At 44.6% G+C, this 16,582-nt stretch carries 16 protein-coding genes; 2 read left to right on the top strand and 14 right to left on the bottom strand.

Annotation, left to right across the window (positions count from 1 at the left end):
• Positions 1–94: 94 nt before the first annotated feature.
• The 5 genes from QNI24_RS08785 to QNI24_RS08765 form a co-directional block, all read right to left on the bottom strand.
• Positions 95–1,330 (bottom strand): DUF418 domain-containing protein, encoded by a 1,236-nt coding sequence (locus tag QNI24_RS08785; protein WP_267177601.1) that lies wholly within the window; start codon positions 1,328–1,330, stop codon positions 95–97.
• Positions 1,331–1,403: 73 nt separating this feature from the next.
• Positions 1,404–1,754, bottom strand: coding sequence for a DUF6122 family protein (locus QNI24_RS08780; protein WP_267177600.1), 351 nt, complete (start codon positions 1,752–1,754; stop codon positions 1,404–1,406).
• A gap of 40 nt (positions 1,755–1,794) precedes the next feature.
• On the bottom strand, positions 1,795–2,697 hold the full coding sequence (locus QNI24_RS08775) for a prenyltransferase (protein ID WP_267177599.1): 903 nt from the start codon (positions 2,695–2,697) through the stop codon (positions 1,795–1,797).
• A gap of 75 nt (positions 2,698–2,772) precedes the next feature.
• Positions 2,773–3,348 carry a TlpA family protein disulfide reductase gene (locus QNI24_RS08770; RefSeq protein ID WP_283708630.1) on the bottom strand — a complete coding sequence of 192 codons (576 nt, stop codon included), beginning with the start codon at positions 3,346–3,348 and terminating at the stop codon, positions 2,773–2,775.
• A complete protein-coding gene (locus QNI24_RS08765; protein ID WP_267177597.1) occupies positions 3,338–4,561 on the bottom strand; it encodes a YihY family inner membrane protein in 1,224 nt (407 codons plus the stop codon). The genes QNI24_RS08770 and QNI24_RS08765 overlap by 11 nt, the downstream gene beginning before the upstream one ends.
• Positions 4,562–4,756: 195 nt before the next feature.
• On the opposite strand from QNI24_RS08765, the gene QNI24_RS08760 reads away from it, so the two are divergent.
• The gene (locus tag QNI24_RS08760; protein ID WP_267177596.1) at positions 4,757–5,152 is read left to right on the top strand and encodes a hypothetical protein; all 396 of its coding nucleotides are present in this window, start codon (positions 4,757–4,759) and stop codon (positions 5,150–5,152) included.
• Here QNI24_RS08760 and QNI24_RS08755 read toward each other — a convergent pair.
• The 7 genes from QNI24_RS08755 to QNI24_RS08725 form a co-directional block, all read right to left on the bottom strand.
• The gene (locus QNI24_RS08755; RefSeq protein ID WP_267177595.1) at positions 5,145–5,837 is read right to left on the bottom strand and encodes a 5'-methylthioadenosine/adenosylhomocysteine nucleosidase; all 693 of its coding nucleotides are present in this window, start codon (positions 5,835–5,837) and stop codon (positions 5,145–5,147) included. The genes QNI24_RS08760 and QNI24_RS08755 overlap by 8 nt on opposite strands.
• Positions 5,834–6,637 (bottom strand): indole-3-glycerol phosphate synthase TrpC, encoded by an 804-nt coding sequence (gene trpC / locus QNI24_RS08750; RefSeq protein ID WP_267177594.1) that lies wholly within the window; start codon positions 6,635–6,637, stop codon positions 5,834–5,836. Before trpC ends, QNI24_RS08755 begins: the two co-directional genes overlap by 4 nt.
• A complete protein-coding gene (gene trpD, locus QNI24_RS08745; RefSeq protein WP_267177593.1) occupies positions 6,634–7,668 on the bottom strand; it encodes an anthranilate phosphoribosyltransferase in 1,035 nt (344 codons plus the stop codon). The genes trpC and trpD overlap by 4 nt, the downstream gene beginning before the upstream one ends.
• A gap of 2 nt (positions 7,669–7,670) precedes the next feature.
• The gene (locus tag QNI24_RS08740; RefSeq protein WP_267177592.1) at positions 7,671–8,252 is read right to left on the bottom strand and encodes an anthranilate synthase component II; all 582 of its coding nucleotides are present in this window, start codon (positions 8,250–8,252) and stop codon (positions 7,671–7,673) included.
• 112 nt (positions 8,253–8,364) lie between these two features.
• Positions 8,365–11,235 (bottom strand): TonB-dependent receptor domain-containing protein, encoded by a 2,871-nt coding sequence (locus QNI24_RS08735; protein WP_267177591.1) that lies wholly within the window; start codon positions 11,233–11,235, stop codon positions 8,365–8,367.
• Between the two features lie 282 nt (positions 11,236–11,517).
• The gene (trpE, locus tag QNI24_RS08730; protein WP_267177590.1) at positions 11,518–13,002 is read right to left on the bottom strand and encodes an anthranilate synthase component I; all 1,485 of its coding nucleotides are present in this window, start codon (positions 13,000–13,002) and stop codon (positions 11,518–11,520) included.
• Positions 13,003–13,068: 66 nt separating this feature from the next.
• Entirely contained in the window at positions 13,069–13,743 is a 675-nt protein-coding gene (locus QNI24_RS08725) for a glutathione S-transferase (protein ID WP_267177589.1), read from the bottom strand.
• Between the two features lie 136 nt (positions 13,744–13,879).
• Between QNI24_RS08725 and QNI24_RS08720 the strand changes: the two genes are divergently transcribed.
• On the top strand, positions 13,880–14,191 hold the full coding sequence (locus tag QNI24_RS08720; RefSeq protein ID WP_267177588.1) for a DUF1244 domain-containing protein: 312 nt from the start codon (positions 13,880–13,882) through the stop codon (positions 14,189–14,191).
• 197 nt (positions 14,192–14,388) lie between these two features.
• Here the strand turns inward: QNI24_RS08720 and QNI24_RS08715 are convergent, their stop codons facing one another.
• Positions 14,389–15,750 (bottom strand): class II 3-deoxy-7-phosphoheptulonate synthase, encoded by a 1,362-nt coding sequence (locus QNI24_RS08715; RefSeq protein ID WP_267177587.1) that lies wholly within the window; start codon positions 15,748–15,750, stop codon positions 14,389–14,391.
• 13 nt (positions 15,751–15,763) lie between these two features.
• Positions 15,764–16,459 carry a disulfide bond formation protein B gene (locus QNI24_RS08710; protein ID WP_267177586.1) on the bottom strand — a complete coding sequence of 232 codons (696 nt, stop codon included), beginning with the start codon at positions 16,457–16,459 and terminating at the stop codon, positions 15,764–15,766.
• Between the last annotated feature and the right edge of the window lie 123 nt (positions 16,460–16,582).

Raw genomic sequence — 16,582 nt, 5'->3', positions numbered from 1 at the left:
AGATCTTAAATTGAAATAATTTCAGCCATCACAATCATCAGACATCTTTTTGGTGGGCAGAGCCCACCCTACAAATTTAAATCAATTCAAATAATTATCGACTGATCGGCAACCTTTTACCATAGGTTAAACACCGCCAAACCCATTCGGCTGGGCCAAACTTGAATCGATTCAGCCACCATTTTGAAAAGACTGTTTGCAAAGCAATGATGGTCAATGTGATAGCAATCAATATAAATGGTGCATATTTAATTCCCAACCCAAAACCAAGACCATAGAAGATGACAATACAAATGATGGTTTGGCTCAGATAGTTAGTTAAGGCCATGCGGCCCGGGGCAGCAAACACGCTAAGAACTTGCGGTGCTTTGTGCCACAGTAAGGCAAAAGCAGCCACGTAAGCAAATGCCATTGGGAAAACTCCCAAGGTATAAGCCAACACAGACAAAAAGCCAGTCATGCTGTGCGCACTAAAAATACTTAAACCACCGAGGCTCCATAACCAGATACTTGCTGGAATACCAACAATCATGCCTATAATGAGCGTGCGTTTCTGTAGCCCAGTGTTTTCAACCAACTGTCCTTGCATAAGCTGTCGTCCGGCCCACATGCCTATCAGCATGATGCCCAAGACTTTTGGAATGCGCCAACTTTCTATCAGGTAGCCCACGCGGAAATGAGACAGCCCCATTTGGGTGTCATAAAAAACGCTCCATGTAGTGGTGCTTTGGTTCAATGCAAAACCTTGAAAGAAATAGGGTAATGAGCCATCGCCTCCCAACGCCCTGCTGCTGCGTTCATAAAAACCTGCATCAGGATCAAGTCCTAACTGCCAAAACAGCGCATAACCCAGCATCGGCAACAGCAACAACAACATAGCAAGCACCAAAACAGCTCTGTCCTTCAAACCCCGCAACAAAAACAAACAAAAACCCATCACGGCATACAAGGCCAAAATATCACCCGACCAAAGCAAAAAGATATGGCCCAGACCAATCAGTAACAGGAAAAATAAGCGGCGCAGATAAATGCTGGTTTTGCCAGTGGCTTGGGTCAATCGTTCCAGCTGTAGGGCAAAACCCATACCAAAGAGGAAACTGAAGATGGTGTAAAAACGCCCATCTATCGCCATGGCAATAAAAAAATCATAATAATCAGCATAAGCGATGTTTTCTTTCACTGCAGCGGGAACCGTAACCCAGCCGCTGAACACAGCAATATTGGCCAAACAAATACCAAACAGCGCAAAGCCCCTCAGTGCATCAAGAATATCAAAACGTTGCTTTACAGTTGGCATTAACTGAGCATCTGAAATATCAGTTGAAGACATAAAACCCCCTTATTTTATTATCATTGATATTGATTCTATCACACCGCTTCTTACTGGGCGAAACAGCCTTGCCTTAAGGCCACAGCCACATACCACCCAACAAACAATCGTTGAAATCTGTGATCAAATGCCACAAACAGCCCAAACCCACGGCTCGCCATCGCCATGAGGGTATGGCCAGTAAGCTCAAATAAAAAAGTCCTGCCCAATGGGTGTGCAGTGGATGAAAACCTATACTGCATCGATTGGGGTCGAAAATCGGGTCAGCCAGTAGGTGATCAACATCAATCAACAGGGTCGCCAGCATGATTAAGCCGGCTTTCAGCCAATGTTTAGGCCACAGCAAACGTGCCAATAAAAACGGCAGCAAGAAATGCGACGAATAATGAACGAATGGCCTTAAATACGCAATTTCGCCCTCCATCAGCACCGCATCCTGTTATTAACCATGTACCTCATTCAAGTCATTGCCCAGCAAACCCAATGAATGAAACACCTAATAACAAAGGGGCAGTGATGGCGCATAAGGTGTTGGCCGCTAAATACTGGGGATGTTTACCAATCTGTTCTCTGTGTTTGCGAGCACCAAACCAGGCATAAATAGCCAGCAACAAGGGCAGCAGCACCAACCAAGCCAAGCTGGAGAATTGTTCAGTATGAACGCCAATCAAGATAACAGCGGCTGTTAACAAAATGTATAAGGCATAGATCCAATTACTGAAAGCAATGCCAAACCAGATGGGCAAGTTTTTTCGCCCTATGGCGGCATCAGCCTCGATGTCAGGGTATTGATTGAGTAACAATAAATTATTAATCAGAAAAAACGGTACCAAAGCCGCCAACCAAGGAATGCTGATAAAATTTTCAGCCAAAACCACATAGGTACCTGAGACCATGAGTAAGCCAAAACCCAAACCAGGCGCAATCAAACACAACCAAGGCCGCCGGTTAATCCACTCTGTGTATGCAACTATTAAGATCAGCCCTGGCAGACCAATAAATAGCATCTTTGCACCGATCTGCCAGACAAAAAACACGCCGACAAAGGCACTGACCATTAAAGCAAACACACCCACTAACAAAACCATCTTATGGGATTTGGGGTTGCTTGGGATGCCTCCACTGCCGCCACTGAATGGAGTTCGATGAGTTTGCAGATCCAGCCCGGATCTGAAATCAAAGTATTCATTCAAGGTGTTCACACTGATGTGAGCAGACATGGCCCCAAGCAGAACAAAAAACAACCGCCATGAATCTAAGTTCGCTTGTTCAGCGAATGCCAAGCTTGAGCCCAGAAAAACACAAACAGGTGTCAGAATAAGAAAAGGCAATCTGATTGATTTTACGACAGCTTGAGTTTTATTCATCTTGTCATCAGTTGATTCAAACTCCTGAACCACAATCCCAAGCGATGCCACTTGGTTGAGAAGCAGTGAATGCTGTTATTGCACCATTTCTAACAGCCCTTCGGCATCAATCGGCCCCATGTGTTTTTTATGACGCATGCCAGTCGCGTTATAAACGATCGTAGTGGGCAAACCCAAGCCGCCCTCTTGAGCAAATTCAGGCGGGTTGTAGACATCGATGGTTAACAGCGGATAATTGATATTAAAGTCTTTGGCGAAACTTTTTAACTTGTCAATGGTGGCATCTTCAAACGCAATGCCCACCACTTGCACGGTGTCGGCATTTTCCTTTTGGAATTGTACCAACTCAGGCATCTCATCACGACAAGGCGCACACCAAGTCGCCCAGTAATTAATCACCAACCACTTGCCGCGATAGTCTGAAGCTTTGATTGTGTTGCCATCTAAGTCGGTGAGGTTGAATTCAAGCGGCGCAACAATACCGTTATCATTTTCAGCTTGCTCTGCCACAGCAGCCGTTTCGGGTGCTACAGTGGCTGTGGTTTGTTCGCTGGGTTTGACTGGTTCTACTGGAGAGTTGTCAGTAGCTTGGTCAGAACATGCCACCAACAGCAAACTCATTAGGGTCAAAGTGAGGCTTTTATTTATCATCATCTGTGTTGTTATCAATTAATTCAAATACTTCGTCAATGGAATGCTTCAACATTGACTCCACGGGTTGCCAGTATTGGTCCAACAAAGGCTGATACTGACTGAAGTTAGTAGCGGCTTTCACTGGGATTTTAAAATGGCCATTGCGGTACAGGGTTTTAAAGTCCAAAGTGTTTAAATCATGCCGCAACAAGTAATCACCTGAGTTACTGGTGGTGATATAGTGACGTTCAGTCAACCATTCAAGCTGTTGGTTCAATTCATTATCTGGTACGAAATACAACAGACCGCTTAACTCGGCATAGCTGACAGTTTTCCCTGCAAAATTAGCCCGACGCAATATATTAAGTATTTCCATCACCACCAACAGGCGCTGGTTGCTGTTGTATTTTTGTACGTGTAAACGCCAGCGCGAGGTTTCCAATGTGGATGTGATGGTGCCACCTAAAAGGATGATGTTCCAAGATAAAAACATCCATATCAAAAACAAAGGAATGGTGGCCAAAGCACCATAAACTTTTTGGTAACTTGGGATTGATGTCACATACAAAGCAAAGCCTTTCTTGGCCAGCTCAAAACAAACCGCGGCAAATATGGCACCCATCAATGCATGCTTCCATTTCACTTTGCGGTTAGGCACTATCAAATAAATCAAGAAAAACGCCAACATAGAAGCCATCACTGGTAATGCACTTACGATGAAGTTTTTTACTGGCGCAAAGGCTGAGTTCTCAAACAGCACCGATGACAAGGCAATGCCGCCACCCACAAGCAGTGGACCCATGGTCAGAACAGCCCAATACATGGTCAGCTTGGTTCTGATTCGTCTGGTTGATGTGGAATCAAAAATACGATTCAAAGCCTTCTCCATGGTATTCATCATCAGAATGGAGGTCACAAACACCGCCAGAAACATGGTCACCGTTAAACCACGGGCTTTATCCACAAAGCCCAGAATATATTGTTGGATGGTGGCACCGGTGGTCGGTACAAAGTTTTCAAAAATAAAATCTTGCAGTTGTTGTGAAGCGTCTTCAAATAGTGGCATCGCTGAGAACACCGTCACCAATACCGACATGAATGGCACCATTGAGAGCAATGCCGTGTATGCCAGCGAACTGGCAGCCAGGGATGTCTCATCGTCGCGATAACGCCGCATCACCTCAAAACAGAAATTTTTCAAATTGGTGGCAAATCTTGTCACTTTATTCATGCCTCTATTGTGATTTAATTGAATTCAAACTACAAGCCAGTATTTTCACAGAGAAAGAGTACAGAATTGTGCAGCTGTAATGAATATGTTATATTAGTTATGCGTGTTTGCTGGGGGGCCACATGTCACATTCTGAACTTTGGGTGTCATGACTTGACCCGTCAGCTTAAATCATAATTATAATTTAGGTGTGTTATGTCCAAAGAAAAAAAACCCTCAAAAAGAAAACCATTCAAAATTGCCGCCTTGCTGCTAATCATTTCATTACTCAGTGCTTGTGGCTCAGATTATCCAAAACTGACCCATTTCAAAGCTTTTGATGAACGGTTTACCACGGTGATTGATACCAAAAACCCAGATGAACTGAAAGAATTTTCGGCCATGTTCTTCGAACGCACAGAGGCCGATGATGCCTTGGCTGATTTGAGTTTCGATTACTTGTTCGATATCACCACGGCTGCTGGCTCAGAACGGTGGCGCTGCACTAAGAATGGCTACTGTCAACAACGCACCCAAGGTGCCGTTTCTCAGTTGGACATCTACTACGTAGAACGTTACAAAGAGTTGTACGAGAAAGCTAACCTTAACTGATTGAATCGATTAAGGCTAAAACCAGTTCTGTGGACTTTTGCCCGGCTTGCTGGATGTATTGATTGAAATTTATTTGAGCGTCTTGACCAGCGATATCAGATAAATTGCGAATGACCATGTAATCGATTTCATGCAAGTGACACACTTGAGCCACGGCTGCTGCTTCCATTTCACAAGCCAACACTTCAGGAAAACGCTGTTTGATCAGATCAACTTGTGGGTTTTGATAAATGAAAGACTCGCCTGTGGCGATGGTTCCAATGTGGTGCTTGTCGCCTAATAGGTTGGCCAATTGATCCAAGCGTTCAAGCCATTTCTTTTTAATCGGGTAATAAACCGGTAATCGAGGCAACTCACCAAATTTAAAACCTATCGGGCTGACATCCACATCATGGTGGCACACCTTTTCAGCAAAAACAAAGTCACCCACAGCCACACCGGCTTTGATGCCGCCAGCTGAACCGGTATTAATGATTAAATCAGCGGCAAATTCCCTGATGACCCATTCAGCTGCTATCGTGGCATTGACTTTACCAATGCCTGATTCTAACAAACACACTGGGTGACCAGCATATTGACCATGGGTTATCTTGATATCTAAATAACGGCTGTGAACGGGCGCTTGTATCAGCTGCCTGAAAAACTCACACTCTTGGTGCATGGCAGCGATGATGCCAATTTTCATGGACTAACTTCACCATTCATCAAGCGCTTTAATTGGATACCTGGATCGGCATGTCGCATGAACGATTCGCCGATTAAATAAGTGTTTATATCATGCTGCTGAAGGAATTCGATGTCGGGGCTAAAATGGATACCACTCTCACTGACCACGATGCGGTCCTCATCAACCATCTGGACCAAAGCTTCACTGGTGGTTAAACTGGTTTCAAATGTTTTTAAGTTTCTGTTGTTGATACCAATCAGCCTGGCTGGCGTGTTCAAAGCACGCTGCATTTCAACCTCATCGTGCACCTCGACAAGCACATCCATGCCAAGATCAATGGCCAAGTCATGCAACTCATGCAGTTTCTCATCATCCAAACAAGCAACTATCAACAGCACACAATCTGCACCCAAAGCGCGGGACTGATAAATTTGCCAAGCGTCAACCATAAAATCCTTGCGCAACACCGGCAAGCCCACTTCCTGCCTAACAGCAAGTAAATAGTCATTGGAGCCTTTGAAGTATTGTTGGTCTGTCAACACCGATAAACAGGTGGCGCCACCTTTTAAATAGGATTGTGCGATGGCCACAGGATCAAAATCAGCCCTGATGATGCCTTTGGAAGGCGAGGCTTTTTTCACCTCTGCAATTACCGCAGTTTCACCTTTGATCAATTGATTCTCTATCGCATGGTAAAAGCCCCTGCATGATGTTTGCTTCTCTATGGCTTTGCGAAAATCGCTGATACTTTGTTGCGTCTTCCCCGCTGCCACCTCGTCGTGTTTGGTGGCGATGATTTGATCAAGGATGTTACTCATGCCAGGACCTGCTTTTGGGTGTAAGTAGATAAATCCTGCAGTAATTGCCAAGCCGTTCCAGCCTGCATGATTTGTTGTGCTTTTTTCACGCCACGGATCATATCCTCTGCTTGACCAGCGACATAAATGGCAGCACCGGCATTCAAAGCCAAAATATCAGCTGCAGGGCCTGGATGACCGGTTAAGGCTTGTTTGATCAAAGCCAAACTTTCATTGGCCTCAGCCACCACCAGTGAATCGACCGGTTGTAGTTTGAGACCAAACTGCTCTGGATTGATGTCATATTCAGTGATTTGTCCATCTTTTAATTCTGCTACATGGGTAGGCGCCGCCAACGAAATTTCATCCATGCCATCGGCTGAATGCACCACCATCACATGTTTTGAACCCAGTTCTTTGAGCACTTCTGCGGCGGTAGTCACCCACCTTTTGTCAAAAATACCCATCACCTGAAAGGGTGTATCAGCCGGGTTAGTCAATGGTCCCAACAAATTAAACATGGTGCGCACAGCCAGTTCCTTTCGAGGACCCACTGCATATTTGGTGGCACCGTGGTGTGCCGGCGCAAACAAAAAGCCAATATTGAATTGATTGATGCATTCAGCCACTTGCTGCGCATTCAAACTCAAGTTAAAGCCAGCTGCCTCCAGCACATCCGCAGAGCCAGTAGATGAAGAGACCGAGCGGTTACCATGTTTGGCCACGCGACAGCCGGCACTGGCCGCTATGAAAGCAACTGCCGTTGAGACATTAAATATACCAACGCCATCACCACCGGTGCCACAGGTATCTATCAAGTGGGTTTTATCGACTTCAACTTTGATCGCCCTTTGGCGCATCACGGTTGCTGCTTCAGTGATTTGTGCTGTGGTTTCGCCATTGAGTTTCAATGCCATCAGTAGTCCGCCAATTTGGGCTGGTGTGGCTTCGCCATCCATGATTTGATTCATCACAGCATGCATAGTTCCAGCGGGTAATTCTTGACGCTCGCCTAACAGGTCCAGCGCATTTTGTATGGGTGTTTTATTCATGATTATTTTTGGTCTAAAAAGTTTTGCAGCATCTGATGTCCGAATTCGGTCAAAATGCTCTCAGGATGGAATTGCACACCACTGATGGCGTATTCTTTGTGTCTGAAACCCATGATTTCATCAAATTCACCACCCTCTGTTTCAGTCCAGGCAGTGATTTCTAAACAATCAGGTAAACTGTCCTTAGCAACCACCAGTGAATGGTATCGGGTGGCATTGAAAGGGTTATCCAAACCCGTGAATACATCGTTGTTGTTATGGTGTACGGCAGAGATTTTACCGTGCATGATGGTTTTGGCCCGAATCACTTCTCCACCAAATATTTGTCCGATGGATTGGTGACCCAGACACACGCCAAGTAAAGGAATTTTCCCCGCACAAGCTTCAATCAGTTGCATTGAGATACCGGCTTTGTCTGGGTTTCTTGGTCCAGGTGAAATAACCACATGTTTCGGCTTCAGCGCCAATGCTTCAGCTACAGTGATTTCATCGTTGCGAAAAACTTTTACTTCACAATCCAATTCACCAAAATACTGGACCAAATTATAGGTAAAAGAATCATAGTTATCTAACATCAACAACATCGGCTGAATCCGGTCAAATCAGGCATTGTACATAACTTTTGTATGCGATTAAATGAAAAACGGCCTCCAAGAGACCGTTTATTTTCATACCATTGTGGGACAGTTAATTGATTCAGAAATCAACCGTGGCCCTGACATAGCCAAATTGCCCTTCACCATCGTAATTAGAAGGGTCGTAACCGTTCAGTGAACAGCTGAAACAGGTCGGTGGTCGTTTGTCAGTTATGTTATTGACACCTGCTTCAAATTGGATGTTATTCCACTCAGGGAAAATCACCTGCAAGTCATGGTAGGTGGTGCCACCTAACTTATTGGTTCCAGCTGCTTCATCTGAACACAGACCTTGACCAATCAAGAAACCAGCACAAGTTTCTGTCAACCTGTTGATGTAACGAGTACCCCAGATGAATTTCCAATCACCATAGTTCACAGTGGTAAATAGGTTAGAATTCCAGTCAGGGATACCTGAATCACTGAACTCTATACCATCTAAGTCCCTGCCATCCTCGGTAAACTCATTAACAAATGAATTGTTCCATTGAGCTTGAATAAAACCCCAGTTATATTGTGGCGAAGTCCAATCAACATTGAAATCAACACCAGAGGTTTCAATCAAACCAATGTTGGTCAATTGGTTACTGAAGTCCTGAACATTACCAAATGAATCACGGCTGAAATTATCACACAGTGGACTACCAGCATCGGCGGCACATTGATCCAAAATGAATTGAGCATCAACAGCTTGAATCGCGCCCTCGATTTCAATGTCATAATAGGTCACTTCAAAATCAAGTGAGTTAGCCCAAGCAGTATCTTCTGCCCATTGGGGCGAGTAAACAAAACCCAAAGTGAAGGTCTCAGCCTCTTCTGGTTTTAAGTTTGGGTTACCACCAGTTATGGTTGAGATTTGTGGGTTGAGTTGTCGATAACCATCAGGAACACCAGCACAGCCCGGCGAATCCGGTGCGACCAGTATAGTTTGGCCTGGGTTGTTAGGGTCTGGTCTCTCAACTGAGTTACACGGGTCATTGAGTTGTGCATCAAACCTGGCTTGGCTGCCAAACAACTCACCAATTGAGGGGGCACGTAAACCTTCCGCAAAAGTACCACGAATCAACAAACTCGAAGTTGGCATGTATTGAAAACCAAACTTACCGGTGGTATCAGAGCCTGAAGTGCTGTAATCAGAGCTTCTAAAAGCCAATGAAAAATCCAGTTTTTCAGCGAATTGGCGGTCAGCCAAAACGGGAACCAAAAATTCAGCATAAAATTCATCAACACTGAATTCACCGGCCGTTGGGCTGGCTGGCACGCCATTACTTTCACCCGCAACCACAATCGGATCAGGTTGGAAGAAGCCTGACTTTTTGCGATACTCATAACCCACTGCCACCGACAAAGGACCTGCTGGCAACTCAAACAAGTCACCACTGATATTTGCAGAAAAATCTGTCAGCTCTTGTTCTGAGTTATCTGATTGAATGAAAGATATGTAGTTGAGCATATCGGATGTAATGGTACCTTCTCCATTGCCTTGTCCACCAAATATATTCAATGGCACACAGCCTGGGGTGTTGTTACACACATCGACAGGGCCCAAAGCCGTAGCAATCCGTGCAATATTCAATGCGCCGGTTTTGCGTTGAGAGGCTTCATTTTTGCCATATACCCCACTGACATCCCAAAACCAATTGCGATCAGCGGCTGTGAATGAGCCCTCCAAAGTAGAAGACAAATAAGTGGTATCCACATTTTGATTGAACACCCGCGGCCCAGCCTCAAGAGGTCGGCGACCAATGAAACCAAAACCATCACCAAACACATCAACACCAAATGGGTTGTATGGGTTGGTGGAAGATATGACAATGTTATCAGCAATGGCGCCAGCCTCTGCAAACGGTCCAATAAATATTGGCTCGGGTGCGGCTTGATTGGTTGATTTGCGGTTGTTATAAGCACCTTTAACGTTCCAAGTCACATCCGGGGTTAACTCGACATTGACTTGAGCGAATATGTTGGCCCGTTTAGATGGCGTGACATAATAATTAAACGGTGAAAAGTTAAAACGGTCACCATCATCCCAAGTGTTGTAATCATCACCATTACAAGGTGAGTTGGGGTCATAGTTGATTGGACCGACCACACCCGCATTCAGCGTACAATCAATTGTAGTACCATTGATGTCATTCAACAAGAATCGGCCTTGCGGTGTACCCGAACTACCACGCGTAACACCTGTGAAAGGCACCGGAAAGCGTGACAAAAAACGATCAGCAGCAGAGACTTCTTTTTGATCGGTGTAACCGACATTCACCAACATGCTTATTTTGTCGGTATCAGCACCAAAAGTGGCCTCAAAACTACCTGTTTCTCCATCACCCTCATCAAAAGCACCGGCATAAGCACGCAGCTCGACACCTTGTTGGCTTTTCTTGGTTATGATGTTCACCACACCGGCAATGGCATCAGCACCATAAATGGCTGAAGCACCATCTTTAAGGATTTCAACGCGTTCAATGATGCCCACAGGAATGGTGTTCAAATCAACGGCATTACTGACACCTGAACCTGAACTGCCCGCGACCCAACGCAAGCCATCAACCAGTACCAAGACCCGACCTGGATCCAGATGACGCATATCAACTTGGGTGGCACCTGCACCCACACCGCCACCATTGGCAGGAAAGCCGAAGTTACCGCTGGAGTTGAAACGGGTGTTCAAGGCTGAGCCTGATTGGGTCAGCTGTTGAAGGATGTCACCCACTGAGGTTAAGCCTGCTCGATCAATGTCTTCACGACTGAGTGTTTGGGTGGCTTCAATGCCTTCAATCTGTGACTGTCTGATTCTGGAACCCGTGACCTGCACTTTTCCCAACTCTTCCACAGAGTCATCTTGGGCCAAGGCAGTTGGTGTAGTTACAACACCGGCTAAACTCAGGCACAGCGCCGAGTATAACCCGTTCCGAATGGATGGTTTTTTCATAATTTACCCTCTAAATATATTGATTTTTAATAGTTTTTTTAATCTCAGTAGACAATAGATATTTGGCCATTTGAATGGCCATCTGAGTCAGAGACGGTTGTAAATATAGGTTAAAACGAGGATAAATACAATTCAATAATGAACAAATATATTGAGCCTGTTTCGTACATGAATCAAGTGACCGGATGAACAAGACCAGTAAAACCACAGTTGAACAGCAAATACATGGCGATATGCGGCCATAAATAATGCCAAAAAAAGCGGATGTTTTATTTGCTTAGGTCAAAATCCTTTGGCTGCTTGCTCAACCGCACGAAAAACGGCTTTGGATTTATTCATAATTTCTTGCCATTCATTTTCAGCGGTGCTGTCAGCCACAATACCGGCGCCGGCCTGGACATGCAATTGTTGGTCTTTAATCACTGCTGTTCTGATGGCAATCGCCATGTCCATGTCACCGTGCCAGCCCCAATAACCTACGGCACCGGCGTATACATTGCGTTTGACCTTCTCCAGTTCAGCAATCACTTCCATAGCTCGGACCTTGGCAGCACCTGATAAAGTGCCCGCTGGGAATACAGCTTTGATGATATCGGCATTGGATTTACCGGCTTGTAGTTGGCCTCTGATTTCTGAAACAATGTGCATCACGTGAGAATAGTGCTCGATGATCATCTTATCCTTCAGCTCAACTGTGCCAATTTCAGCAATGCGACCGACATCATTGCGGCCCAAATCGATCAACATCAAATGCTCAGCAATCTCTTTTGGATCATTCAACAAATCAACTTCATAGGCCCTATCCTCTGCTGGCGTTTTGCCGCGAGGGCGGGTACCAGCAATGGGCCTTAAGGTGACTTCCTCACCCACCCGTCTGACCAATACTTCAGGCGATGAACCAACCACTTGATAGTCACCAAAATCCATAAAGTACATATAGGGTGATGGGTTGGATGCCCGCAATGCGCGATACACGTCCAGTGGCCTGGCATTGAACTGAGTTGAAATGCGCTGTGATAACACCACCTGCATGATGTCACCCGACTCAATATAGTCTTTACATTTGGCTATGGCCACATCGAACTCATCCCGTGTGAAGCCAGTTTTGAAATCCGTGGAATCAATGCTGTTCTGATTAATCATCTCGGCATAACCAGTACTGCCTGAACGCAAACGATGGGTTAGATTATCAAGACGCTTTTTGCCCTTCTCATAAGCCAGCTCTTCATTCGGATCGACATGCACAATCAACCACACTTTACCAGCCAAATTATCAAACACCGCCAACTCCTCGGCCAGCATCATGTTGACATCTGGAATGTGTAGCCGATCCTCTGGTGCCAGTCCTTTGAGCTTGTGTTCAATTTGTTCAATAATCTCATAACCCAAATAACCAACCAGGCCACCATTGAAGCCTGGCAGTTCATCTATCTCAGGCACACTGTAACGGGCTTTGATGTCCTCAATCTGTTGTAACACATCATCAACTTCATATTCATCAACCAAAGTATCGAATGAAAACTCTTGAAATCGATTGCCGTGTACTTGAAACCTAAAATCTGCTGAAAGTCCAATGATTGAATAACGCCCCCAACGTGCACCACCCTCAACTGACTCAAGTAAAAAGGTGTGCTCACCATTAGCCAGTTTAAGCCAAGCACTGAGCGGCGTGTCTAAATCTGCAGAGATACAACGATACAGTGGAATGCGGTTGTGTTTTTCCGCAGCTAACTGCTCAAAAGCTTGTTTCGAGAGACATTGAGTCATGATTGTTTAACCTGATGACGCTTAAAGGTTGACTAGTTTACAAGAAAGCCAAGAAGCAAACCACCATCAGTCGACATAATCATATTCACCACCCTGCTCCAAAGCGCGTTGGTAGGCCGGACGGTCTTGAAACGCCCGCACATATCGATAAATGTTTGGGTGCGACTGTTCAGTGATGGCGCCTTTGGCTACACTGGCTTCCAAGGGAAATGACATTTGTATGTCTGCACCCGTGATGTCCTTGCCCGCAAAATAAGTATTTTCAGCCAAGTGCGCTTCCACGTATTTGAAATGCCTGATGATATTCGGCGTGACGAACGAAGACATCACTTTATTGGCAATGGCTTTGGCGATCGGTTTGACAAAAAATGGCATAGGACTTTCTTTGACCTTATCAAACACCAATTTAAGTAGCAGTGGTGACATCAAAGAGCCCTCGGCATAATGTGACCAATAGACATAAGGTTGATACTTTTTGCTGTTGCGCCGCGGCACCCACTTGCCATCGCCGTATTTGTATCCCAAATAATCAATGATAGCACCTGACTCAGCCAAAACCTGATCACCGTCAGTAACCACTGGCGATTTGCCCAAAGGGTGTACGTCTTGTAATTCTTTCGGTGCCAATTGAGTTTCAGCATCTCGCTCATAGCGCTTGATTTCATAATCCACACCCAATTCTTCGAGTAACCAAAGGATGCGTTGTGAGCGGGAGTTATTTAAGTGATGAACTGTAATCATATCAATCAATTGAATTTCAAAAATGACAGTTTAACACCTTCTCAGCATCATCTCAGTGAAGTCATTAAATCAGATAACAGAATAATCAAACTGATGTTACTATATGGCCTCACAACACAAGACAATGATTCAAACCATGAATAAAGACAACCAAGGTGATAAAACATTCGACAATGAAACCCTCATCAAAGCCCGCGTCTTAGACCGCCTGATTGACCATTTAGATAACCACAAAGAAGTACAGAACATCGACTTGATGATCCTCGCTAAGTTTTGCCGCAACTGCTTATCCAAATGGATGGCGGCTGAAGCCCAAGAATTGGGCGAAGACTTAGACCTTGATGCAGCTAAGAAAGTGGTCTACAAAATGGACCCCAAAGAGTGGAAAGAGAAATACCAAAAAGCGGCCACTCAAGAACAGTTAGATGCTTTCAATGCTTTGAAGTAAAAAACGACATTCTGAGGGCGCCTCAGATGCGTCGAACGTATCTCCAACAGCCCGCGCTAAGTCCGATACCACTCACTTTCATCTGAAAAAGCATCTGTTATTTATATTTCCAACAATAATAATTTTTCATTGTATTTTTTCAAAGAAAAAGCCATACAAAAGTATGGCTTCATCATGATACGCTTTTTACGAAATTGTTATTGGTGATAAAAATCCTTGATAGAAAAAGCCAGTTCTAAGGCTTGTTCGTAGTTCAACCTTGGATCCACCTGTGTGGTATAGGCTTTACTCAAATCGGCTTCTTGTAGTGAACGTGCACCACCCAGACATTCAGTGACATTCTCACCGGTCAGTTCTAAATGAACACCGCCAAGGTGTGAACCGTTTTCTTTATGAACTTTAAATGACAGCTCGATTTCTTTGCTGATGTTTTCAAAACGGCGGGTTTTGTAGCCATTAGAAGTGGCTTCGGTGTTACCATGCATCGGATCAGCACACCAAATCACATCCAAATCAGCTTTTTTGGCCGTTGCAATCAAACGAGGCAGGTTATCCTCAATGTTCTTAGCACCAAAACGGTGTATCAGGGTGACTTTGCCAGGCTCATTATCTGGGTTCAAAGTGCGACACAAATCAATCAAATGATCGTCATCGGTTTCGGTACCAATTTTTACCCCTACTGGATTTTCGATGCCACGCATCAATTCTACATGGGCGCTGTCAATTTGATTGGTTCTGAGGCCAATCCAAGGAAAATGCGCGCCTAAGTTAAAGTAACCCTCTGCTCTGGGCACAGTGCGTGTCATCGCTTGTTCAAAGTGCAAGTGCAGCGCTTCATGTGCTGAAAAGAATTCGACACTGGAAAGGTTATGCACCTTGGTGCCAACCAATACCTCAGCAAAGTTAACCGATTCTTTAATTTGAGCCACTAAATTACTGAATTTTTCAGCACTCTTTGAATGCTTGACCCAATCAATGTTCCAGTACTCAGGGTGTCTGATGTCAGCAAAACCACCTGCAACCAATGCACGAATAAAATTCATGGTCATGGCAGAGTGATGATAAGCCTCTAGCATTTTATCAGGATTAGGAATGCGGGCTGCTTCAGTGAATTCATTCTGGTTGACTATATCACCACGAAAAGAAGGTAAACTCACTCCATCACGGGTTTCTAAATCGGCCGACCTGGGCTTGGCGTATTGGCCAGCAAAGCGCCCCACCCTAACCACAGGGATTTGACAACCATGGATTAACACCAGGCTCATTTGTATCAATACTTTGAGGCGATTTGAGATAATCGATGAATTACAATCAGCAAAACTCTCAGCACAATCACCGCCTTGAACCAAAAAGCGTTCACCGCGTGAAACTTCAGCCAGGTATTTCTTTAATCGTTTGATTTCCCATGAAGTGACTAAGGGCGGCAAAGATGCCAACTTATCTAAGGTCTGATTCAAGTGTTGTTGATCAGGGTAAGTGGCTTGTTGTCTGATCGCTTTATTTTTCCAGCTTTCTAAATTCCAAGGCTGATGTTGTTCTGTTCTGTTTAAAGTTTTCATAATTAGTGGGTATTTATTGTTGTTGTGTAGGTTGTACTTTAACAATCATCCAAAGTACTGTGTATATAAAAATGATAATGAAACAAATCAAAGTCCATGTAGGCATACTCAAGCCCCAATGCTCCCATTTTATTTCAGCACAACTACCAGAGGCTGACAGCACAGATGAGACAGCATGCCAGATGCTTGAATCCTCGAGCATCATTTGTAAACTTGGGCCACAGTCAGGCACCAATTCAGGCGGTAAATTTTGTAACCAAACGTGTCGACCTGCGATCCCGATTCCAACCCCACTGGCCAGCAAAATCAATACACCCGATATCAACCTACCAATGTGTTTTGCCGGTTTTAAGCTGGCCAATAAATATAAGACACCAATCACTACGAATACCACACGTTGCAAGATGCACAAGTTACACGGCATGAGGAAATCCACATATTCGACATGTAACGCATAGATGAGTAAAGAAGCACAGCCGATAGCAGGCATCAGAGTGAAGAATCTGTATGGCTGACCAAAAGCAATAACACTCAGTAATATGACATAGACTATGACCACCAAAATGAATCCAGTCAAGCTAAACGGTGGCATATATATCGCAGCATGAGAACCGATTGGATCAGGCAATAAAGACCCAAAGAGTGGGATCAACATCAATGCCAAAACAATCATATAAGCGATTTGGGCTTTTTGCTGGTATTTATTCATCGAACATCTGCTATTTTAGTTGATAAAAATGGATAGATTAACAAATATAGACCATGCAATACACCATTTATTCGTAAAATAATTTGTTTTTTAACAAAAAAAAACCCGGCATATAGCCGGGTT

This window comes from Marinicella marina (assembly GCF_030065545.1).
Classification (GTDB): Bacteria; Pseudomonadota; Gammaproteobacteria; order Xanthomonadales; family Marinicellaceae; genus Marinicella; species Marinicella marina.
The sequence above is the reverse complement of the archived record's forward strand: the minus strand, read 5'-3'. Positions and strand labels throughout refer to the sequence as shown.